This window comes from Oscillatoria sp. FACHB-1407 (genome assembly GCF_014697545.1).
Taxonomy (GTDB): Bacteria; Cyanobacteriota; Cyanobacteriia; order Elainellales; family Elainellaceae; genus FACHB-1407.
Genome location: NZ_JACJSA010000001.1, coordinates 536,077 through 559,998 on the forward strand (window position 1 = coordinate 536,077; position 23,922 = coordinate 559,998).

Genomic DNA, 23,922 nt, shown 5'->3' on the forward strand with positions numbered 1-23,922 from the left:
TCCATAACCTCCGTATTCCAACAGGACACCCTCATAATTTCCTTCTTCTCTTCGCTTTTCTTTTTTCCTTCTTCTCTTCGCTTTTCTCTTCTCTCTTCCCTTTTTATCCTTCATCCTTCATCCTTCATCCTTTCCCCATCAGGGTGCCTGATTCGCTACCCACTTCACCCATTGCAGGAGCGATCGCCCCCCATTCAATGATTTCAAGCCAGGAGCACGAGCCGCAACGAGGCTATCGACCGATTGCAGAGCGGCGTATTGCAATCCCAAAAAGCTATCGACAGCAGCATGGGGGCCTCCCAGCGTAATGGCTCCTGCCGCGTAGAACCGTCCTGGGTTCGTCCGCATCTCCGCTAACTCAAAGTCGTTGGCAACGGTGAGACGACCCAACGGGTTCACAGGCAGGTTGTAGTGAGTGAGCAGGTCATCCAGTAGGGGACTGTTTTTCACCTTGGCATCCATCCCCGTTGCATCAATGATGAAGTCTGCCTGGAGTTGAATTTTGCCCTTAAATTCGCGTTCCTGAATGGTGGTAATCGTGCCCTGATCCGCCTTTTCAACCATCTCGACTTCGCCAAACACGATCTTGTACCATCCCTGTGCTAACCCCTGCCGGACGATCGCCTGCCAGTCGCGCCGATCGGCAGTGGTCGTACCACCCCAATCTGCCAGCAACCGCAGTCGTTGTTGCGGATCAGCGGCTTCAAGCAGAGCACGCAACTCTCCACCCCAACAAGCTTTAGGCCAGTTAAAGGGTTGCAGTTCGTAGTGGTGTTTGACCAACCGTTGAGCATTGCCAAAGCGATTGCCCTGAGGTTTAGGCGATCGCATCAGATGTAATACCGAGATCTTAGAGTTACGCTGACGAGCTTCGTGCAACCGCTGAATAACACGCGAGGCAACGATCCCCCGCCCCCGAATCAGAACCGTTCCGCCTTGCTTTTCGAGGGTTTCGTACACCGAATCGTGAGGCTCATAGGCGTTGATGACGCACTTAAAATCTCCCGTTTTTTCCCGGTAGGCTTGCAGATCCGGGAGAAACTGAATGGCAGGATATCCGGTCGCCAGATGCACATAGCGGGCAATCACAAAGGCATGATCGCGACGATTCGCCGTAGAGCGAGAATAGGCGATCGCATAGCGTCCATCGTCGGTTTTGCGAATGGCTCGCACCCGCCCATAGCGAAAAATAGCATTCCACCCAATGCGGTCTACCTCCCGGTCAATCGAGGCAAAGACGTTTCCAGAACGAGGCGTGTAAGTTTCTGCCAGCGTTGGCTCACCGAACACTTGCCAGAGATATTTCAGCGCAGAATTGATCTTGCCCTGACGAAAGTCGTGCCACGCTTCCCGGAAGGCATAGCTGGGAAAACCCCAAATATTGTCGGGGCAAGAGTCCGAGTTCGATCGCAACCGTTCGTGATAGGGAATTTGGGAATTCAAACAGAGTTGCCGATAACGCGCATAGGGCTTTTCCTCCATGCCGATCGCCGCAATTTGCCCTGGACTGGCTCCACACAATCGCAACAGATCAACCCAGATAAAACTGCCCAACCCTGCCCCGATCGCCACATAATCAAATTCCTGCATCGGCAAACCCAAATCCATCAACTGATGCAGCGATACCAGAGGTGCCTGAAACTGCGGTGGTGGAAAGTTGGGTTCCGTAATCGCAGCAGGGGGTGCCGGGGTAGGATTGCCCGTCTCCGGGTGAAACAGAATGGTCGAATCAGCAACTGGACTGGCAACGAGGCGTGATGTCAGGGAAACCGTGAGGTGATAAGGCCCAATCTGAATCACATCGCCATTGGTAATAAAACTGCGGTTTTGGCGAGTGCCATTGACGAACGTGCCGTTGCTGCTGGTTTGGTCAGTGATCACCAGACCAGAACCATCTGCTTCGATCAGCGCATGGAAGCGGGACACCTGACCACTATCCAGCACAATTCGCGACACCCGCTGTTCATTCAATGCAACAGGCATTCGGGCAAACTCACGCCCCAGCGCAATCGGAACAGTAAAAGTGGGCGATCGCCGCTCCCCGGTTGCTGGGTCGTCCCAAGTCAACTGAATTTGCATAGGGATAGGGTTTAAAGGAATGGATCTAACTTCACTCGCCCACTACTTGTCTCCCGGAATCATCAACACACTGGCCGCAGCGGCTAACGACGTACCACACCAGGGACACCCCGACCCCAGGCGATCGTAAGGCGATACCTGCTGACACTTGGGACACATCAAGCCATAGCTGGGCGTTTGAGGCTTTGCCGGAGGATAGGCGGTGGGTGCAGTCGCAGTTGCAGTTGCAACAGTTTGGGCGGGTGGTACGATCACGGTTTGGGGCACCGAGCCAAGGGCGATCGCAGTCACCTTTAACTCAACTTGCCCCAGGTAGAAGCTCATCCCCTTTTGTAACATCACCTCTCCTTGTGTCAACCGCTGCCGATTGATCACTGGAGGATTAGTGTCGCGTAGATTACGTAAAAAGAACCCCTGGCGCGGCACATCAAAAAAGATTTCAACGTGCAATCCCGACACTGTTGGGTCTGGAAGGATCACATCACATCGGACAGGATCGCGCCCAATTCGGGTTGTTCCAGGATTTTTTGTGGGGCGATGGTCATCCAGGATTTGCACCTTGGCTTTACCCGCTTCCACCCATTCCAGTGTTAATTGATTCATAGTGGGGTCGTCTAAACCTCATCTGATCTCTACCACGATCTCACCCTAGAAAATTGGATTTCGCCGCAATTTTAATCTACGTCCGCAATCTTCATTCAAGTGTTCTTTTCAACCCTTCATTCCCCCAATCAAAATCGGGTCGGGGCTAACCACATTAACATATCTCGCTTCAGCTGATTAAAATCTCGATAGACCTCCTGTCGAACAAACTGCCCGATCGCATCCAATGGCGTAAATACATTCCCCGTCTGCCACTTCACATCTTGCCCCAGGGGAGTGAGGTGATTGCCTTTCAGAATCTTGAGAGCCGTCATGCTGGGGAAGCGGTTCAACAACGCCTCCGTCAGAGATTTGGTCTGGTCGATGTCATCATCGGTAAATTTGATCAGCAAATTGCGGCGCACCTGATATTGCTGCTCAATCAGGTCGTTGGTTTCCTCTGGCGACGGAGTAAACTCAACTGCCAGATTGGGTGCGAACTGGTAAAACTGCTCAAAAAATGGAATCGATCGCCGCGCCGGATAGTTGTTAAACGAGATCAAAATGTTGCCAGCCCGCTCCTGGGGAAACAGACTGCCAATCAACACATGCAACTTACAGCCCATGCTGTGTCCCACCCCATAAATCGGCAGATACCGCTTCTTAAAGACCTGGCTTTGCAGATAGTCCAATGCCGCGTTGAACGATTTGAGTACATCACGAGCGATCGCCGTGTGGTCAAACGTGTTAACAAACGGAGTTGCGACAATGGCATACCCCTCTTCTGCCAGAAATTCCAGTAAGCAGCGGTACGTAACTTGAGGAGCAGCAGCCACAAACGCCCCTCCCAAAAAGTGAATAATGGCGATCGGACGTGGTGGCACCAATACCCAGTTTCCAGAAATTTCCTGCCAGATCATGCGATACGTCAAGAGAGAGCTTCTTCTATCCTAAATCGCAATCATGGACTGCATGGCTCTCAGACGCATTCAATTGATTTGTGGGCAGTATTGGGCAGTATTAGGTTATAGCGAAAGGTATAGCAGTACTCACTAAGGTTAGAACGGGGTGCAGGGGTGGAACCCCTGGCTGGGGGCGCAGCTCTCACACCCCCTTATGTCCTAATGCATAGGCGTAGGGCTATACAAGATGTAAGTCATCTGCAATCCAGGTATCTGAAACCATTCTTGACCAACTTATAGGACTGACGTACTTGAAGCCTAACCTTTTGATTTCCCCTTGCCCTCCTTAAAAGGCTACGGTGTACACACATCTTTGCTTTGCAATGAGACACTCGGTTACTGCAATGAGTTCGAGAACCAGACATTGGGGGATTTTCCCCCAAACCCCCGATTGGGGGACGCCACTGCCTCCCCCAACCCCCCTAGCAGAAGGTGTTTGGGTTAACCCAAAAGCGCGCTTCGCATCGGTTCCAAGTCCAGGTGCTTCTGATCGGGGCAAAACCTTTGACAAGGCTCAAAGTCCCCCAAGATTGGGGGATGTAGGGAGCTATGGAGACTTATGTGTACACCGTAGCTCTGAAAAGGGGGACTCCCGAAATTTCCATTTTTGGGGGTTGGGGGATCTAACTGCATCAGTCCGGAATTAATTGAATCCCAAAACTTGAAAAACTACTTGTCCTGCCTCTACAACCGCTTAAATTCCTGAAAAAGCCGTCACTAAATTACTTCTCATCTATGAAGACTTTTAGAGTGTCTGGTAAACCCACACTAAAAACCGTGTTAATTGTCCCCTTTGTCCTGCAAGTGTCGATCGCAGTTGGGTTAACAGGCTACTTTTCATGGCGCAACGGTCAAAAAATGGTGGATTCTGTTGCTCAACAGTTGAGCAATGAAGTCACCAATCAGATTCACCAACATTTGACTCATTATATGCAACTGCCGCAGACGGTGACACAATTCAACACGGAAGCTGTGCAGCTAGGTCAGGTCAACTGGAGCCGTTCCAGGACAATTGAGCAGTATTTGTGGCGGCAGATGCGTCAGTTCAAGGATCTCAGCCCGATCGCCTTTGGTAACGAACAGGGCAACATTTGGGCAGTTGATCGCACCGAAGATGGCTCCCTGGTGATTCGGGTGCGGGATGCATCAACTCAAGGGGAATACCGCACCTACGCAACGAACGATCAGGGCGATCGCACCGAGTTATTGCAAGTTAACACATCATTTGACCCCCGTTCTCGCCCCTGGTATCAAAAGGCAATTGCGGCTAACGGGCTGATCTGGACTGACATTTATCCCTACTTTTCGTCGGCAGGGTTAGCCATTAGTGCGGCTCGACCGTTTTACGATTTTGAGAGCAACCAGGTGATAGGGGTGACAAACGCCACTGTTAGTCTGGCTCAGCTCAATCATTTTTTACGAAGAATCAACCTCAGCCCATCTGGGCAGATGTTTATCGTGGAGCGATCGGGCAATCTGGTTGCGAGTTCAACCCTGGAAGATCCCTTCATCATCAGACCAGAACAAAGACCCGCCCGTCTGGCAATGACTGCAAGCCGCGACCCCCTGACCCGCCAAACCGCTCAACAATTGTTAAAGGATTTTGGCACCCTTGCCCATATCCAACGCAACCAACAGTTGGAATTTTACATTGATGGCGATCGCCACTTTTTGCAGGTGGCTCCCTTCACCGACTCCTACGGACTGGATTGGTTGATCGTCGTAGTCATTCCCGAATCCGATTTCACGGCACAGTTAACCGCCAACACTCAAACTACCGTCATGCTGTGTTTACTCGCACTGGTAGGGGCGATCGCCTTTGGATGGGTCACAACTCAAGGCATCGCACAACCCATCCTGCAACTGTGTCGCGCCAGTCGAGCCATGGCAGACGGGCAGTTAGATCAGCAAATTGATGCTGACTCAGCGATTCAAGAGTTGGACGTGATGGCGCACTCATTCAATCAGATGGCAGAGCAACTGCGCCAATCCTTCGCCAAAGTCAAACTCGCCCTACACGAATCTGAGGAGAAATTTACCAAGGTTTTTCACAGTAGCCCTGACCCGATGGTGATTGCTACGTTGGAGAGTGGACGCTTTTCAGATGTCAATGACAGTACCTTAAAATTATTGGGTTTCTCACGCGACGAGTTTATTGGACACACCGCAGGCGAATTGGATATTTGGGAAGATGGGTGCGATCGCGATCGTTATCTCCAGCTTTTACGAGAACAGGGATGGGTTCGCGACTATGAAATGACATTTCGTTGCAAATCTGGTCAGCCCAAAATTCTGCTGATATCTGCCGACATCATTGATTTGGAAGGAGAGCGTCGGGTGATCTCGATGGGCAAAGACATTAGCGATCGCAAACAAGCTGAAGCAGCCCTCTGGGAGACAAATCATTTATTGCAATCGATCCTCGACAGTGCTCCAGTTGCAATCTATGTCAAAGACTTAGAAGGGCGATATTTAATCGTTAATGCTCAGGTAGAAGACAACATCAACATATCGCAAGACAAAATACTGGGTAAAACAGATTACGAGTTATTTTCATCTGATATTGCAGAACAATTACAAGTAAACGATCAGAAAGTGATTGCATCCGGCAGTGTTGTTCGGCAAGAAGAAGTCATCTCACACGAGCATGGCTCCTATACTTTTCTCTCAGCTAAATTTCCGCTCTACAACTCAGATGGAACGTTGCAGGGAATCGGTGGCATCTCAGTTGATTTGACGGAACGAAAACAGGCTGAAGATTTGATTCGAGCCTCTCTTGAAGAGAAGGAAGTATTGCTTAAAGAAATTCACCATCGAGTTAAAAATAACTTGCAAATTGTGAGTAGCTTACTGCGATTACAAGCTCGCTCGATTGACGATGAAAAGATTCAGACCCTGTTTCAGGAGAGTCAGAATCGAGTACAAGCCATGGCACTAATTCACAAAAAATTGTATGGATCAAAAGAATTGGCTCATATCGATTTCGTGAGTTATGTCCAGAGTCTCGCTGACGATTTGATGGACTCCTACGAGGTGCAACCGTCCTCGATTCAACTCATGGTTGACCTTGAACCAGTTGACCTAAACATTGATATTGCTATCTCCTGTGGATTGATCATCAACGAGTTAATTACCAACATCTTGAAATATGCCTTTCCAACAGAGCATGGAGAGATCAAGATTCGCGGGCGAGTATTGCTTCCAGCAAGAGAAGTACCTCCCACCGTTGACCCATATTACGAACTCAGCGTCTGTGACAACGGTATTGGTTTACCCGACACTTTTGACATCCATCAAACAACCACGTTGGGTTTAAGACTGGTCAGTCGCTTGACTCGTCAGTTACGCGGCACAATCGATATCGATCGCAGCAACGGCACGTTGATTAAAATCACCTTTCCGGCTCTTCGAGACAAGTAAAAAGCCTGATACCAACGTAAATTCGGGATAAGGATTTTGGGTGGTTAAGCCCGCTGCTATAGGAGCAAACCCGATTCTGGTCGATTCATTACAACCCGTATCTTCTGGAGTCCAGGTCGGTAGGCTTGGCTTTGATAACCGCGAATTTATAGCCGCAGCCATATTCGATGGGGCGGAGGCAAGTCAGGAAGTTTTCCCAGCATCCAGGTTTGACCCATTGTCTCTGCCTTAAGCTTTCTGACCAAAGCTATATTCGCCAGGTTCTTAAACTGATAGGACTGACGCCGTTATACCGATTTAACTGGTTTCCAGTGCAAATGCGGATGCTCGTAGGAGCGGGTTTAGCGGTTTACTAACGGCAAACCCAAGAACCTATCTGTAAAACCCACCCCTACCGACATTTGCCTTGATCACAATTTAATCTGGTATTAGATCCCTCAAACCCCTTAAAAACGGGACTTCTGGAATTCCTCACTCATTAAGGATGTTTGAGATAAAAGGTTAAATCATCCAATGCTTCAAGTGATAGATTATATCCATGCTCACTTAACAGCACTGTGACACCATTGAATCCTCACTCTCTTCTCAAGCAAGCCCAGACTGCGATCGCCCAATCCAATTGGACATCATCGATTGATTCCCTACAGGATGTCGTTTGGCAGCAGTCATCCGCTACCTCTGCTGCGGTGGACTTGGTGTTGAATGAGGTTTTGAGTCTGGCATTGACGATTTTGGAGTCGGGTGATTTTCAGAGCCGTTGGGATGTTGCAAAACTTTTTCCGGGGTTGGGCAACCGGGCGATCGCTCCACTGATTAGCCGATTGCAGGATGATACAGCGGAGTTAGAGGTGCGGTGGTTTGCAGCACGCATCCTGGGAGAGTTTCGCCATCCCGATGTGATAACGACGTTAGTACAAACCCTCCAGACCTGCAAAAACGAGGAGCTATCTGGCATTATTGCGGTCGCGCTCTCCAGCATTGGGGCAGAGGCAGCGCAAAACGGCTCTCCCGCTGAGGTGATCGCAGCGTTGACTGACCTGTTTAACGCACCCCAGACCCGTCGTTGGGCAGTACAGATCCTATCCCGAATGCCCCACTCTGAGAGTGTGCCACTGTTACTGCAAGCGGCAGACGATCCTCAAGCAAACATTCGGGCGATCGCCATTGATGCCCTCACCAATTTTCATGACCCTCGAATTCTCGATGTTTTTATGCGGGCGACGGCTGACCCCGTGGCAACAGTTCGAGTAGCAGCGGTGACAGGGTTGGGATTGCGGGCTGATGCGTTACCCGAAACAGATCTGGTAGGGACGATTCAACCGTTGTTGTTTGACCTGAACGCTCAAGTTTGTGAACAAGCGGCGATCGCCCTGGGTCACCTGGGAACCGAAGCGGCAGTGGATGCGCTGGCAGACGTATTGCAGTCGCCCCACACCCCAGACCCCCTACGACTCACCCTCTTGCAAACGTTGGGCTGGATGGAGACGAGCCGAGCGATCGCCGCTGTGCAACAGTTTCTACGCCATCAAACGGCGAGTTCCAGTGCTCAATCCATCATTCAAGCTAGCTTGCAAGCCCTGACTCAGGTCAGCTCTCCTGCGCTCAAACATCAGATTGCCCAATTTCTGATTGAGTTGCTGCAATCGCGTCACCCGGTCACGCAGACCGAAGCTAACCGCCAACTGCTGGCAGTGGGCTTGGGGCAACTGGGGGAACCAACTGCCCTGGAGCCGTTGATTCAGCTATTGGCAGACCCGGATATGGGAGTCCAACTCCATGCGATCGCCGCTCTCAAGCATCTCGACTCTCAGACCGCTCATTATCGGCTGATGGAGCTATCGCAGACGCAAAACCTCAAAGCAGACCTCTCGCGCGGGTTGGCGATCGCCTTGCGAGAGTGGTGAGGAAAATGTATCAAAGATTACCAAACCCAGTCGGTAAATCCGCTAACTTCACAGAACGGAACGGGGATTGGATGATCAAGGGACATGCGTTTAGAACAATTGCAAGCATTCCTTGCGGTGGCTGAGACGGGCAGTTTTCAAAAGGCAGCTCAAAGGTGTGGATTGACACAGTCCACCATCAGTCGCCAAATTCAAAGTTTAGAGACAGAGCTAGAGATATCCCTGTTTCATCGAGGTGCTCAGGCAACCCTGACGCTGGGGGGCGATCGCTTCTTGCCCCGTGCTCGCAAGATCTGTCAGGAATGGCAAAATGCCACCCAAGAACTCACCGATTTGCGGACAGGAAAACAACCCGAACTGTGTGTTGCGGCAATTCATGCCTTGTGCGCCTACCACCTGCCGCCTGTGTTGCAACAGTTTTGTCAAGATTACCCAGAGGTGCAACTGCGGATCACTGCGCTGGGCAGCGATCGCGCCCTTAAGGTGTTGAAAGATGGCTTAGTCGATGTGGCGATCGTGATGCACAATCGGTTCCTGAGTAACAGCCCTGAAATGGTGGTCAAGGTACTTTACGATGAACCCATCAAAGTGCTGATGGCAGCCAATCACCCCCTGGCTCATTTTGAAGCGGTGCCCTGGGAGGAGTTAGCCCAATATCCTCAGGTTGTTTACAAGGATGGTTACGGGATGCAACGTATTGTGCAAGAACAATTTACCCGTCGCGGTTTGAACTTCCGTTCTGCTTTAGAATTGAATACTCCTGATGCCTTTCGAGGTGTTGTCCGCCAGAGCGAGATGATTACCCTTTTGGCAGAATCTGAACTCGTAGAAGCCTACGCCGATCCAACCCTGACCGTACGGGCGATCGCCGCTGATCCCAATTCCAGCGACACCCTGACTGACCCTCCACTCACCCGACGAATTGTGTTAGTAACCACCCGCGATCGCCTTGAAATTCCGCCCATCCAGCACTTCCACAATCTCGTCCTCAAGCTACTGGTACCCCAGGCAGGAGTGGCATTACAAGGATAGTGGAGACTGGGAAAATTGATAAATCAGTTTTTATCCTTCATCCCTGCTTCTTTGCTTGTTCCCTAATGTCTTCTTTTTTCTCTCTTCTCTTTTCATTCTTCTTTTTTCTCTCTTCTCTCTTCTCTCTTCTCTTCTCTTTTCTCCTTCCATGAGCACCGCATTTCGGGATCTACTTAAAAAAGTTGGCAGTGGTCCACATACGAGCAAGGAGCTGGATCGGCAGGAATCAGCCAATGCTACTCGCATGATGCTGTTGCAGGAAGCCACGCCTGCTCAGATTGGCGCGTTTATGATTGCCCACCGCATCAAACGCCCAACCGGAGAAGAGTTAGCAGGGATGTTAGACGCCTACGAGGAGCTTGGTCCTAAATTGCAACCGATTCAAGCCGACTATCCGGTAATGGTGTTGTGCTCTCCCTATGATGGGCGCGATCGCACCGTACCGCTCAGCCCTTTAACGGCATTGATGCTCGCAACGGTGGGGTGCCCGGTGGTGTTGCATGGGGGCGATCGGATGCCGACTAAAGAGGGAGTTCCCCTGGTGGATATCTGGCGAGGGTTGGGGGTCAACTGGGCATCTCTTACGCTAAACCAGGTGCAACAGGTGTTTGAGCAAACTCGATTGGGGTTTGTTTATCTGCCCACCCACTTTCCATTGGCACAAGCCCTGGTGCCCTACCGGGAGCAGATCGGCAAGCGACCTCCCTTTGCCACACTGGAGTTGATGTGGTCCCCTTATATGGGAGAGGCGCATGTAGTGACGGGATTTGTGCATCCACCAACCGAGGAGATGACCCGCCATGCCCTCACACTCCGAGGTGTGAATCAATGCACCATGATTAAGGGATTAGAGGGCAGTTGTGACCTGCCACGGGAGCGTACTGCCATCATTGGGTTGGGGCAACGTCGTTGGGTTGAAGATGCACCTGAAATCCACTCTGAAATTCACATTGAACGCCTGCATCTCCATTCTCGTGACCATGGGTTCACCAACGTCAACGTGACTTTAGAGACAACAGAACAGGCGATCGCCCAGATGATCGATACCCTGCATGGTCAGTCCTCTGAGCTAACCGCATCTGTGATTTGGAATAGTGGCTTTTACCTGTGGCGGTGTGGTTGTTCTCCCAGCATAGAAGCGGCGATCGCGCTGGCAATGGAACTGTTGCAACAAGGTCAAGTGCTCTCAACATTAGAAAAACTATGTGGGGCGATCGCGACTGTGCAACCCTCACGACAAGAAGCACAATTGCCTATCTAAAGACCGGGATTTGAGCCATTGCCTTTGTCGTAGGCTTTCTGACTAAAACTATATACACACTAGGAGTAAAAACACTAAGACCAAGCTGTAACAGCTTGGTCTGATTTTTTATGTACCAGCCATATTATGAAAGGCTTGGCTGGCTTTATTTATCGTTATGTCTATAAGGATAATAGGTATCTCTATAAAATTCTGAAAAACTAAGCTTTTCTTAAAGTCTTAGTATATTCAGTTACATATCGACATAAGAGAAGCTTCGACGTACGCCAAATCTACAGTAACCCCCACTTTATTGAGGACAGAGGGGGTGTGAGGACTGCGCCCCTAGCAAAGGATTCCAATAGGCTAGGCAACACCTGAATTCAACCAGTTTTAACCGCCAAACCACTCATCAACGAGAGCAAGTCCTGGAGAATCCTATCAGCATTCAGCAACACCTAGAAGCTCAAAAGTAGAAGAAGCTCAAAAGTAGAAAGATTATTGCAAATCGTAAACAGCTTGCTTGAGCGGAGACAGCAACTCCATCGGCAATTGCAGCATATTTAACGTATTAGACGGCTGATTTTCAAACTCAGCCGGTCCATGATAATCACTGCCACCCGTCATCAACAGCCCATATTGCTGACACCATTTCTCCAGCGTTTGTCGCTGACTGGGAGTGTGGTTTGGATGATACACCTCGACTCCCTGTAGTCCAGCCTCAATCAGCTCTAACAACACTTCTTCAATTTCGCCACCACGATAGAGATAGGGGTGTGCCCAAATAGCGATCGCCCCACAGGAGCGCAATAACGAAATTCCTTCCTGAATCGAGAATTTTTCGTAGTGGACGTAGGCAGGTTGGTGATCCCCCAAAAAGCGATCGAACGCCTCACGGGATGATTTGACATATCCTGCTTCTACCATGGCTGTTGCAATATGAGGACGACTGGGTGCAACCCCTTCACCCAGGAATGGCATTTGAACAACATAACCCAGGGCTGCCAGCTTATCTAGGATCTGCTGTGCGCGTCGCTTGCGCCCCTCAACCCGCTCCCGCAGTGGTGCTTGTAACTGGTCGGGGTTGGGATAATATCCCAGAATGTGTAAGGAGCGATCGCGATGAACAGTGCTTAACTCGACTCCTGGGACAATCTCAATTCCCCAGGTAGCAGCGGCAGCGATCGCCTCGTCCCATCCTGCCAACGTATCGTGATCGGTAATTGCTAATGCACGGATTCCGGCTTTTGCGGCAGCTTCGACTAACTCACTGGGGGTGAGCCTGCCATCGGAATAGGTGGTGTGGGCGTGAAGATCTAACATTTCCTTATTGTAGGGTCATTCTTGTATCCCTATCTCAGCGGTGAACCGAAGGCAAGGGCGAACCCCGGTATCCTGCCTAAGAGAGTGTAAAAGCACATTGCGACTCAAGTCGCAGCTACACGAGCAAAACTGCCTCCACAGGTTACAGAAAACCTGGATGGGTTTGAGTCTGCAACGATGGATTAAATCCATCATCCTCAGTTACGCTTTAGCCCAACTGTGATGAATCTGGATATTGCGGCTCTGCATCGTCTGTTCAAACAACTCCGTCGTCAGAGCTTGTTCCACTGCCCACACACCCGGTTTATGGAGTTTCCCAGTCAGTAACAATTGGGCGATGCTGCCTGTGCCATTGCCAGCAGCGATCGCTGTGTTGCTGTGGACTAAGGTTGACACATAAGCGGCGGGTTGACCATCTTTTTTGCCTGTCACTTCTGAACGGATGCCGACTCCAATGCCACTGAGGCGATCGGTAACACTGGTCATGCGAAAGCTGACCTGAGCCAGAAACTCCGTTCCCTGCTTGCTGCGAATCCAGGATTTTGGGAAGATGTGGGCAGCAATCCAGGTGAGGTGATTGTAGAAATCCGGCACAGAGCCAAACTTGGTGACAACGGTTTTAACCGGAAAGGATTCTGCCAGGGTAAAGGTTTCGGGCATCTCAAACCAGTAGACATGCACTTTGCCGTAGGGGGCAGGCAACTGGATGGGTTGGCGATCGCTATAGGGTTTGACTTTTGCCCAGGCTCCATTCAACCAGGCATCAAAAGGTTTCAATAAGCCCAGAAACGTCGTTCGCATCACCGTAATGCCTGCCCCACCCGAACCGCTCACTACATAGCTGAGGTGGATCTGCTCCGGCTCATCCAACTGCTCTACCCCGTGGCGCACCATACTGTTAGAGATACCAGGAAAAATGCCCGAGTTGACAATTGCAGTCACATCCGCCGCCGCTGCCATGTCGCTGCGACTCAGTGCCCGTTGGGTAAATCCAGCATTATCACTCACATCCAGATAGTTCACTCCCTGCCCGATGCACAGGTCAAGCACGCTTCCGTCCCGATAGTGAAACGGACCCGCGCAGTGGATCACGAGATCGGACTGGGCGATCGCCTGCTTGAGCCGAGCATCATCACTCAGGTCAAGCTGCAAAAAATCGGTGCGATCGCCTGGGAAGGAGTCTTTCCAGGTGGTATCCTCACTTCGACCTGTGATGGTGATATGCGCGTCTGTATGGTGAATCAGATCGGTGGCGACACTGCTACCAATGCGACCCCGACCCCCCAAGATTAAAACCCGATTTGTCATAACTCTAGAGAAAAATTCAACCTAGACAATGCCAAACCGAGATTTAGCGATCGCCTTTATCGATTGTCCTGCCTTCACAATTGCTCTGCCCAGATTGTTTTGAGAACTTAAAAAAACGCGAGCACAATTGCGTCCCGGCATCCCCGAAATCGACCCACCGGGATGGGTTCCCGCTCCCGTCAGGTACAGTCCTTGAATCGGGGTTTTGTAGTTAGCAATTTCTGGCAGCGGACGTAAAAAGATCATTTGGTCAAGCGTCATGTCCAGGTGATAGTAATTCCCTTTGTAGGAACCCAACCGCTCGCCTAATTCCGCCGGACTTTCGACTCGCCGCGCCATAATGGATGATTTGAGATTGGGAGCATACTCCGCTAATTTGTCGATGACGCGATCGGCAACTTTCTCCTTTAACTCATTTGTCCATCCTGTGCCATTCAACCCGGTGCCCTCCGCACCAGCAATTTGATAGGGTGCAAAGAACTCAATCCACAAGGTATGTTTGCCTTCTGGAGCCATGGTTGGGTCAAGCATCGTCGGCACCACCGCATACATCGACGGGTTCGCATCGGGAATTTGCCCCAATGTGATTTGGTTGTGGGCATATTCCACATGCTGCATCGAGTCGGCAATCAACACCGAACCAATCAGATAAGAATCATCGTGGTTGTGGTGCTCAAATCGAGGAGCTTCCGACAGAGCACAGTCAATCTTAAGAATGGTTTCGTTGTTGTTCACCGTGCGTCGCTCTAGCCGCTCCCGCAGATTGGGGTCAGCATCATCCACATCCGCTGCATCCACCAGTTGCAGAAACAATCGTCTGGCATCGATATTAGAAATCACGCCATGGGTTGCCCGGTATTCTGTGCCGTTTGCCACCCGAACGCCAACCGCCTTGCCATCGTCAATCAACACCTGCTTTACAGGTTGATCCGTGAGCACGACTCCACCCAGATGGGTCACCAGTTTGAGCAATGCCTGGGTCAACGCCCCGGTGCCACCTTTGGGTCGTGCCATACCGGGATGGTGCCGCATGGACATCATCATCGAACCGATCGCCAATGTTTTTTGCGAAGGAGGTGCGCCAAACTCCGATGACAGGCGAGCCAGTGGTGCTTTGAGAAACTCTGAATCAAACCACTCATTCAACAAATCCTCTGGACTGGTCATCATCGTCCGCACCCAATCCAAAGCCTTGTTCACACCACCCACAACGGAAAACAAATCCTGAATGCGGTTGCCGTTGTAGTTCGACAAAATCTCGAATACCGCCTGAGGAGGGGCGTTGAACATCGGCACCAGAGCATTCGTGACACGCTGCCAATAGTCGGTGAACTCCGCGTATTTTTGAGCATCGCGATCGCTAAACTGGGCGATCTCGGCGCAGGTCTTTTCCACCGATCGGTGCGCCAAAAAGTACTTGCCATCGGGATGGGGGCAAAACGTCACCGGGTCACAAAACAGGTATTCCAACCCATAGCGGGTCAGTTCCAGTTCCTCTACTACCGGACCCAGGTGAATAAACTCGTGGTCGATCGCACAAAGGTTGAACTTAAACCCCGGAGCATCGGGAATCACCTCCTCTGTTGTCGCTGCCCCACCTGGCACCGATCGCCGCTCTAACAACAGCACACTGTAGCCTGCTTTGAGCAGGTAAGCCGCACACGTCAACCCATTATGACCTGCACCAATTATTACCACATCATAGGTTTGCATTCAGACCACTCCGGGAAAGCACCTCTTTTAACCTATACCAAGTTGGGAGGAAGTGCAGGGCACGAGGGAATAGGGAGTAGGGAGTGGGGAATAGGGAGCGGGGTGTAGGGAGTGGGGGATGGGGAGTAGAGGAGTAGAGGAGTATGAGGGAATGGAGTGAAGAGACGCGATTAATCGCGTCTCTTCACTCCATCACCCGGATCTATCTGATCGCCCCTGGAAAAAGTAAGGGTATTTCGTTAAACGCAAGGAATAGCTATGGCTCACCTCAGGCGATCGCTCGTTGTTCTCATTCCCGCGCTACTTTCCCTATCCCTTCCTGCTCAGGCTCAGACGGTGAATCTCAGTGCGCTGCAAACCAATCTACAGGCGGCAGTTTGCCAGAACGATTGGAATCAGGCTCTCCGGGCGATCGCCCCTCTCATCGGCTCACCGGGAATCTCCACCGAATATCGCCAGGAGTTACTCCAATTTCGAGCACAGCTAGAAGACTTGCGAGCCGCGCAAGCCGAGTTAACCAACTTTCCCAACTGCGAAGGGGTAATTCGCGTCACTCAGCCACTCCAGTCAACTGCTCCCAGCCAACCACTCGACTGGTATAGAGCCGTTCAGAACCTTCAGGAGTCTCGCGGCAATTTTGGATTTTAGATTTTGAATTTTGGATTGCAACATCTCACGACCAGGGGTTGCATTGTGTTTTGTAACACAACGTTCCGGATGAATTGAGATTTTGCGGGAATACTCTTAGAGGAATTGGTGGGTAATTCAGGATAAACATTATGGCAAATCAGGAACAACTGGCTTTGCTCCAACAGGGCGTAAACCTGTGGAACGAGTGGCACCGAACCCATCCTATGCAAAATGATTTGAGCGGTGCTGACCTCAGTGCTCTCGATCTCAGACGAATCTATCTAAATGACGCAGATTTGAGTGGGGTCAACCTCAACAAAACTGATTTGAAAGACGCCGACCTGAGAAAAGCCATTCTCTTTGAAGCCAACTTGATCGCAACCAATCTATACAAAGCCAACTTGAGTGAAGCCTATCTGAGTGAAGCTGACTTGAGCGAAGCCAATCTCTGCGAAGCCTTTTTGAGCGAGGCGATTTTGAGTGAGGCGATTCTCGTCGAGGCTGACCTGAGCCGAGCCAACCTCAGAAAGGCGGTGCTCTGGCTTGCCCACTTGCGGGAAGCTAACCTAAGCGAAGCGGACCTGACCGGAGCAGATTTAAGCGAGGCTAATCTGCGCGATGCGTTGCTCAACCTGGCAAACCTGACTGGAGCCAACCTCCACCAAACTGACTTAACCGGAGCTAGCCTGCGCTGGACAAACCTGACCAGAGCAAACTTTAGTCAAGCCAATCTGAGTGAAGCGAACCTCAACCTCGCCAATCTGAAGGACACAAACCTGACCCAGGCAAACTTGTCAAAAGCCATTCTCAGTCTGGCTGAGCTATGTGGCGCAGATCTGAGTGGCGCAAATCTGGCAGGGGTTAATTTGATTGGGGCAGACCTGAGCGGCGCAAACCTGAAGGGAGCCAACTTGACTGAGGCAGACCTGATCGGCGCAAATCTGGCGGATGTGAATTTGGATGGAGCCGATTTGACGGGTGCCAACTTGAATGGAGCTAACTTGCAACGGGCTGATCTCACTCATACGGTGATTGAGCGAGCCGACTTACGGGAAGCCGACATTACAACGGCAACTCTACCGTTTGGTTGGCAACCCGCCCGATAAAATAGTTGCCAACAGCCTGTCCGAAAACCTCAACTATGGTTTCTAAAACTTAGGAGATTTTTAGAAACCAAAATATATAGCCGTAGTCACCTCAGTTAAGACAAGGCACTCAACAGGACAGACGTGATTATCGCGTCTCTTTCGGCAAGACTCAAATTCAATCTCCTAATGGTTGTGGCGATCGCTATAGCTTTGGTCAGCAAGCTTTGACAGAGGCAATGGCTTAAATACGGCTATATAAAGTTCTGAAAAGGGTTAGTAACTTTTCATGATCAACTTGATGAATTCCTTTATAAAGGAGTCATAATTTCAGTAGAAATCCTGAAATCCTACCTTTCAGACAGCCCAACCAAGATTCAGGAATCGATCGATAAAAGTCCTTTTCTTCTAGTGAAAAGGTTGAGTTGCGTCGAAGTTCTTCTGCCAATTCAGATTCACTCTCTTTCCCTCACGATTGTCAGAAACTATCGATGAAATAGAAGGAGCTATTTCATCTCATATAGCTGAATGGGCTACTAGATTAGCCTATTCCACCTCAAAAACAACATTTATAAAGCACAAACCCCCAAAGAAAAAACATTATTAGTCATTGCTTCAAACTATTTCGCGGAAGCGATCGCACTAATCTAATGAGCACATTGGCAAAATCAATCTTTTGTTTTGAAGCCGATATAGGTGGAGTTTGAAAATGAAAACCATTGTTAATTTAGCCCTTTCTGTAGTGGTAAGAGAAATTGAAGACACTTTAGAAACTTACCCCTACCATCCCTACCAACAAGCCTTCTCTATTCCAGAAGTGCGTCAACGGCTGATCTCTTACGTGTTGAGTCGAATTCCGGGTCACTATGCTGTGATTGATGATCCAGAGGAAACAGCGATCGACACAGCGTGTCTTTACACGTGCACTGAAGAAAAGCTGCATATTGAATCCCTGATTCAGCATGGAATAGAACGCATTCTACAAGAAGATTCTGATTGGATTGAGCACCACATTCCCCAGACGGTCACTCCTGGATGTGCTGCATCCAACTGGTTTGGCTGATGCCATTTTGAATTTTAGGTTTTAGATTTTGGATTTTGTGTTCGTGGCTTCTGCTTCCAATCTAGAATCACAAATCTCCAATCCAAATTCGTTGTAAGTCGGACATTGCGATCGCCCAGTTCGGTTCTACGACCCACCCTCCTTCCGAATCCCAGGTATCGTCATAAGTAACAGCCGCGATACAGTGGGTATACTGCCTCGTAGGTGTCTAGAGTTTGCAGGATTGAGAGGAAGGGTCAGGTGTATAAATGGTATTTGCCAACCCTGAGTGAGGTCATTGCCCTGAGCGGAACGGTTCAGGGTCGTCAGGTTGGTTCACCAACACAGCAGCAAGTGCGAGCCGAGCGAGAGTGGTATGGAGCGATCGCCGCACTGAACGTTCTGCTTCAGCAATCCCTTCGTGATGAGTCTCAAGCGCAAACCTTTCAAGGCGTGATTTTATCGGGTCCCGCGCCTGTGTTAGAGCAACCCGAACTGGTAGCGCAGTTTTCGACCTGGACATTTGCCGCAGACCCGCTTCGTACGTCTGCCTGGATGCCGTTACAACTGTTGCCCGCCGCTAATCAACAGACCTGTGTAACCGATTTATCGATGGCAACTCTGCCCCTGTTGCCCGAAGACCCCCTCTCCGCTGAACAGTTTTGTCTGGTGCTGACTCCCACCTTTGGGTTGGTGATGGTACTGGGCGAAGGGCTAGATGGGGAACCCGCTTTTCTCTTCTCTTTTACTCCAGAAGTCGTGTGGCAGGCGTGGCAGTGTTTGCGATCGCGCCTGATGTTGAATGGCTCCCAGTTCCTCAAGCAACTGAACGACCTGACGCAACAGTTCAAACCCGTCGCTCCCTCCTATGAAACGGTGATGCAGTTTAGCCAGTTGACGCTGGCGTACTTACCCGATTCCTACGAGTGGGAAGATGAGCGAGATGGACGCCCCAAGGAAAAAATTCGTCATGATGGCAGTGTGCCGTCAGAAGTTTCCTTAGATGCGCCGAATGGCAATGGCACGAACGGACACAATGCGGTCACTGCCTCCTGGCAACAGGCTTCTAATGCCACTGTTGCTGCGTTACACGATGAGATCAATCGCCACCAGGAACGACTCGACCGACTGACGCAGGTGAAAGCCAGTCCAGACGCCGAATTGTTGCAGGCGATCGCCCACGAAGTCCGCACTCCCCTCGCCACCATCCGCACCCTGACCCGCCTGTTACTAAGGCGCAAAGACCTCAGCCCCGATGTGGTGAAGCGGTTGCAACTGATCGACCAGGAATGCACCGTGCAGATCGATCGCTTCAACCTGATCTTCCGTGCGGTGGAACTGGAAACCGCTGAGGTGAAATCGCCCCTGTCTCCGTTGGCCGCCATCTCGCTGGGGCAGGTGTTTCAACAGAACGTCCCTCGCTGGCAGGAGCAGGCAAAACAACGCGACCTCACCCTGGAAGTCGTCGTGCCGCAAAAGCTGCCGATGGTAGTAGTTGACCCAACCATGCTAGAACAGGTGCTAACCGGATTAATCGATCGCATCACTCACAGCTTGCCTCCCGGTAGCCACATTCAGGTGCGGGTCAAACTGGCAGGACACCAATTAAAGTTACAATTCCAGTCGCAACCCCGGTGCTCTGGCAGTTCCGATGCAACAGACGCAACTAACCAACCCTTTACCCCCACATTGAAATCCCTCGGTCAACTGCTGATGTTTCAGCCAGAGACGGGCAGCTTGAGCCTCAATTTGAGTGTCACAAAGAATTTGTTTCAGGCATTGGGCGGCAAACTCATCGTCCGACAAAAACCCCAACAGGGCGAGGTGTTGACCATCTTCCTGCCGCTTGAGACGAGAGGGAAGGAGTGATGGGACGTGAGGGTGTGGGTTAATGAGGTGATGGGGTTGATGGGGGATTCGTAGGGGCGCAGCATTCGGCAGGAAGATCCTCGGTGAGACAATATATCTGTTGCCCGAATGCTACGCCCTGACCTGGAGTGGAGCAAGGCGATCGCGTAGGGTGTCGTTAGCGCAGCGTAACGCACCACAATCCTGGAGTGGAGCAAGGCGATCGCGTAGGGTGTCGTTAGCGCAGCGTAACGCACCACAATCCAAAATCCAAAATTCAGGCTAGATCCCCGGCTTCTGATTGATGTGCGATCAAGGTATCAAAATCGCAAAGGAGAAGCCGGGGATCTGAGAAACCTTACAGACAGAACTCCTTAAGCAGAGTAAAACTAAAGTACCTCCTCTTTCTTCTGTCTTCTTTCTTTTCTCTATGTCTAACCCGCCCCAGGTTTTTATCTGCTACGCCCATCTAGACAAACCATTTCTCGATCGCCTGCGGATGCATCTGGCACCACTGGAGGACGAGATCAGCGTCTGGTCAGATCAGCAACTAGAGATGGGCGATCGCTGGGATGACGAAATCAAATCCACGCTGCGATCGGTGAAAGCGGCGATTTTGCTGGTAAGTCCGGCGTTTTTAGCCTCGAAGTATATCAAGAACAGCGAACTGCCCGTGTTGTTGCATCGAGCACAACAGGACGGCGTGAAGATCTTGCCCGTGATCCTCAGTCCTTGCCTGTTTAATGAGGCGAAGTTTAAGTTTCCTGACCCCAAAACGGGGCCAGAGCAGTTGTCGCTGAGTGTGTTTCAGGCGGCAAACTCGCTCAAAGACCCAATGAGCAAGCTACCCGAACATGAGCAGGATGCCCTGTTTCTCAAGTTGGCACAACGGGTGATTCAGATCTCCAATGGGGATTGACTGGAGTCGTCCGACGAGGAACCGGACAAAGTAACCCTCCCAACTGCCAAACGAGACTTAACTCAGACTAAGCTGCTGAACTTGGTCACAGATGAAGTGCAAAAACGCTTAGATCAGTCGTTGCACAATACCGTGCGGCTAACATTGGGCATGGAGCGGCAGGATTATCGGGTACAACGTCCCTGGTCAGCGGCGATCGCCCAACCTAACCAAACACCTGTGCCACTGGATACCAACACCTCCGTTGTGGACGTGTTCGATCGCCCCGACCTCAATCGCCAACTGCTGATCTTGGGGAAACCGGGAGCAGGCAAAACTACCATGATGCTCGATTTGGCGCAAGCACTGGCAGAGCGAGCCAGAATCGACAACACCGAACCCATTCCCGTGTTGGTCAACCTCTCCTCCTGGAAAGATCCCAAACTGCCTATTGTCGATTGGCTGGTGGGCGAACTCAAAGAGAAATATGGACTGCGGCAAGACCTGGCAAAACAGTGGATTCAGACCAATCAACTGCTGCCCCTGTTGGATGGCTTAGATGAAGTCGCCCCGCAAAATCAGCAAGCTTGTGCCAAAGCGATCAACGCCTGGTTAACCGGAGAACTGGAGCAGCGACCCTGCGGTGTGTTGATCTGTTGTCGGCGGGAAGAGTTTGAACAGGTCGTGCAGCAACCCCTGAATCTGTATGGCGCAATCTATCTGCAACCCCTCACTCCAGCGCAAATCAAGGGGTATTTTACCCAGTTTGGCTTGCAAGGGTTATGGCAAACTGTTCGAACTAATAAGGCATTGTATTATCTACTGACTAACCCATTGTTTTTGTCGATGTTTGGCTTGGTACAAACTCAAAAAACCTTTTCATTGGAGTTATGGCAAGCCAAGACTACCTCTAGGCAAAAAGTAGAATACTTGCTCGACACCTACTGGGAAGCGGTGATGAACCGTGAGTTGATCACCAACCCCAACGAGCGCAATCAAGGGATATTGAGCCGAACCTATGGTACAAAACCCCTACCCAAACAGCAAACCATCCGTCGTTCTCTGATCTTTGTAGCGAAAATGCTCAATCGAGAGTCAAGTACGGAGTTTTTGATTGAGAAGCTGCAACCCGCTACCCTTATCACCCAACACCAAAAATGGTTGTATCAGTCGAGTTTTATGCTGGTGGCTGGGCTGATGGTTTGGCTGATGGCTGGACTGATGCTTGAACTAACGGTTGGACTGAATGCTGAACTGATGGTTTGGCTGATGGTTTGGCTGATGATTGGACTGATGGTTGGACTGATGATTGGACTGATGGTTGGGCTGGATACCATCGATCCTGTGGAAGCAATTTCTTTTCCTTCATCGCGCGAAGTACAAGAAATCTTTCAACGACTTTGTCGATGGCTTATTCTTTTGCTGATGGTTGGGCTGATGGTTGGGCTGATTTTTTGGCTGATTCTTTGGCTGATGGTTGGGCTGATGGTTGGGCTGGATCGGCTGATTGGTGCACTGATTTCTATGCTGATTCTTGGGTTGATTCTTGGTCTGACTTTTGAACTGAAGAATAGGGTGAAGGCAGATATCCAGAGCCGCATTCAGCCCAATCAAGGCATCAAAAACTCGATCAAAAATATGGTTATCGTCAGTGCGATCGCCCTGCTGCTTGCCCTATCCCTGAAGCTTCTACTGGAATTTCTCCTTCCGATGGCTGTTGCCCCTGAACTAGTCCCTAGAATCGTCGCGTTTTCACTATCTCCTCTAATCTGGCTCGGTTTTCTTGAAGGGGGTGGACGAGCATTAATTCAACACGTTGCCCTTCGATTGGTGCTTGCAGCAAATGGCTATGCTCCCTTTCGCTATGACTTGCTGCTCAACTACTGCACCGAGCGGTTGTTGTTACAGCGGGTGGGGGGTCGCTATCGGTTTATGCACAAGTTGTTGCAAGACTATTTTGCCAGGATGGAGTTGAGGTGAGAGGGAATAGGTGAAGAGACGCGATTAATCGCGTCTCCCCATCGAGAGGACGATTAATCGCGTCTCCTCGTGTAGAAGGTGAAATTGTTGATGTAGTAGGTGTTTTTAACCTGTTAAATCAATTTACCTCGTTCCAAGGCTCTGCCTTGGGATGTTGCAGAGGAGGCTCTGCCTCCTGAATATGAGTGGCAGAGCCACTTGAAGGCATTTCCAGCTAGAAGCTGGAAACGAGAAACAACAAGAAGCACTGCTATAAAGACTCATGCATCAGTCATTGCTCCTCTTTCACCAGGCTCTGAACCTCGTTGATGAGTATCAGAGACTCGTCCATGAGTGACAAAGACTCGTTCACGAGTATTAAAGACTCATCCAAGAGTGATCACATATCATTCACGAGTGATCAACGCTCTCTCATGAGTATCTGAGACTGATGGATGAGTGATTCACACTCTCAAATGAGTCTCCACAACTGATCGACGAGATCAAAAGACTCGTCATACGAATCAAATGTGAAACTCGCTAAATTAACGACCCCCTGTAGTCCCCCTTGGTAAGCAGGGTGGTTTCATACAAGTGAAGAATTTTTGCTTCGCCCCCCTAGCCCCCCAAAATTGGGGGGAAATTGGTCTGAAGTCCCCCAGAGTTGGGGGATTTAGGGGGCAGATTAAGGGATTAAACTCCAATTCACTTTTCTTTGTGTATATGAAACCACCCTGCTGTAGTCCCCCCTTGGTAAGGGCGACAACCGGGGATGAATTAGGGGCATCCTCATATTCAAATTGGTATTAGACCGATCGCCCCTATTTTCTACTCATGCGTTACACTGCGATGCGATCGCCTTTGTCTCTGCTCCAGTTCAGGGCGTAGCATTCGGGC

The 23,922-nt window shown here is 50.5% G+C and carries 17 protein-coding genes; 10 read left to right on the plus strand and 7 right to left on the minus strand.

All coding sequences use genetic code 11. The features are described from left to right. Positions 1 to 138: 138 nt before the first annotated feature. From H6G89_RS02075 to H6G89_RS02085, 3 genes are all read right to left on the minus strand, one after another. The gene (locus tag H6G89_RS02075; RefSeq protein ID WP_190503604.1) at positions 139 to 2,079 is read right to left on the minus strand and encodes an FHA domain-containing protein; all 1,941 of its coding nucleotides are present in this window, start codon (positions 2,077 to 2,079) and stop codon (positions 139 to 141) included. A gap of 42 nt (positions 2,080 to 2,121) precedes the next feature. Next, the gene (locus tag H6G89_RS02080) at positions 2,122 to 2,682 is read right to left on the minus strand and encodes an FHA domain-containing protein (RefSeq protein ID WP_190503605.1); all 561 of its coding nucleotides are present in this window, start codon (positions 2,680 to 2,682) and stop codon (positions 2,122 to 2,124) included. Between the two features lie 128 nt (positions 2,683 to 2,810). Beyond that, entirely contained in the window at positions 2,811 to 3,581 is a 771-nt protein-coding gene (locus H6G89_RS02085) for a DUF1350 family protein (RefSeq protein WP_190503838.1), read from the minus strand. A 777-nt stretch (positions 3,582 to 4,358) separates the two neighbouring features. Between H6G89_RS02085 and H6G89_RS02090 the strand changes: the two genes are divergently transcribed. From H6G89_RS02090 to H6G89_RS02105, 4 genes are all read left to right on the plus strand, one after another. Further along, positions 4,359 to 7,043: a PAS domain S-box protein gene (locus H6G89_RS02090; protein WP_190503606.1), complete on the plus strand. Its 2,685-nt coding sequence runs from the start codon at positions 4,359 to 4,361 to the stop codon at positions 7,041 to 7,043. Positions 7,044 to 7,600: 557 nt separating this feature from the next. Beyond that, entirely contained in the window at positions 7,601 to 8,947 is a 1,347-nt protein-coding gene (locus H6G89_RS02095; RefSeq protein WP_190503607.1) for a HEAT repeat domain-containing protein, read from the plus strand. 84 nt (positions 8,948 to 9,031) lie between these two features. Beyond that, a complete protein-coding gene (locus H6G89_RS02100; protein ID WP_190503608.1) occupies positions 9,032 to 9,979 on the plus strand; it encodes a LysR family transcriptional regulator in 948 nt (315 codons plus the stop codon). Positions 9,980 to 10,127: 148 nt separating this feature from the next. Continuing rightward, complete coding sequence (locus H6G89_RS02105) at positions 10,128 to 11,240, plus strand: anthranilate phosphoribosyltransferase family protein (protein WP_190503609.1); 1,113 nt, start codon at positions 10,128 to 10,130, stop codon at positions 11,238 to 11,240. Positions 11,241 to 11,717: 477 nt separating this feature from the next. On the opposite strand, the gene H6G89_RS02110 is transcribed toward H6G89_RS02105, so the two are convergent. From H6G89_RS02110 to crtO, 3 genes are all read right to left on the minus strand, one after another. Beyond that, positions 11,718 to 12,542: a PHP domain-containing protein gene (locus H6G89_RS02110; RefSeq protein ID WP_190503610.1), complete on the minus strand. Its 825-nt coding sequence runs from the start codon at positions 12,540 to 12,542 to the stop codon at positions 11,718 to 11,720. 201 nt (positions 12,543 to 12,743) lie between these two features. After that, entirely contained in the window at positions 12,744 to 13,850 is a 1,107-nt protein-coding gene (locus H6G89_RS02115) for a saccharopine dehydrogenase family protein (protein ID WP_190503611.1), read from the minus strand. Positions 13,851 to 13,871: 21 nt separating this feature from the next. After that, positions 13,872 to 15,563 carry a beta-carotene ketolase CrtO gene (crtO, locus tag H6G89_RS02120; protein WP_190503612.1) on the minus strand — a complete coding sequence of 564 codons (1,692 nt, stop codon included), beginning with the start codon at positions 15,561 to 15,563 and terminating at the stop codon, positions 13,872 to 13,874. 258 nt (positions 15,564 to 15,821) lie between these two features. On the opposite strand from crtO, the gene H6G89_RS02125 reads away from it, so the two are divergent. The 4 genes from H6G89_RS02125 (at position 15,822) to H6G89_RS02140 (ending at position 20,189) form a co-directional block, all read left to right on the plus strand. Further along, complete coding sequence (locus H6G89_RS02125; RefSeq protein ID WP_190503613.1) at positions 15,822 to 16,211, plus strand: hypothetical protein; 390 nt, start codon at positions 15,822 to 15,824, stop codon at positions 16,209 to 16,211. A 131-nt stretch (positions 16,212 to 16,342) separates the two neighbouring features. Continuing rightward, entirely contained in the window at positions 16,343 to 17,299 is a 957-nt protein-coding gene (locus H6G89_RS02130; RefSeq protein WP_190503614.1) for a pentapeptide repeat-containing protein, read from the plus strand. A gap of 688 nt (positions 17,300 to 17,987) precedes the next feature. Next, positions 17,988 to 18,341, plus strand: coding sequence for a hypothetical protein (locus tag H6G89_RS02135; RefSeq protein ID WP_190503615.1), 354 nt, complete (start codon positions 17,988 to 17,990; stop codon positions 18,339 to 18,341). A gap of 240 nt (positions 18,342 to 18,581) precedes the next feature. After that, complete coding sequence (locus H6G89_RS02140; protein ID WP_309229510.1) at positions 18,582 to 20,189, plus strand: sensor histidine kinase; 1,608 nt, start codon at positions 18,582 to 18,584, stop codon at positions 20,187 to 20,189. A 111-nt stretch (positions 20,190 to 20,300) separates the two neighbouring features. Here the strand turns inward: H6G89_RS02140 and H6G89_RS35510 are convergent, their stop codons facing one another. Then, a complete protein-coding gene (locus tag H6G89_RS35510; protein WP_255519338.1) occupies positions 20,301 to 20,435 on the minus strand; it encodes a hypothetical protein in 135 nt (44 codons plus the stop codon). Positions 20,436 to 20,598: 163 nt separating this feature from the next. Between H6G89_RS35510 and H6G89_RS02145 the strand changes: the two genes are divergently transcribed. Continuing rightward, positions 20,599 to 21,087 (plus strand): toll/interleukin-1 receptor domain-containing protein, encoded by a 489-nt coding sequence (locus H6G89_RS02145; protein WP_190503616.1) that lies wholly within the window; start codon positions 20,599 to 20,601, stop codon positions 21,085 to 21,087. An 81-nt stretch (positions 21,088 to 21,168) separates the two neighbouring features. Next, the gene (locus tag H6G89_RS02150; protein ID WP_190503617.1) at positions 21,169 to 23,046 is read left to right on the plus strand and encodes an NACHT domain-containing protein; all 1,878 of its coding nucleotides are present in this window, start codon (positions 21,169 to 21,171) and stop codon (positions 23,044 to 23,046) included. The last annotated feature ends 876 nt before the right edge of the window (positions 23,047 to 23,922 follow it).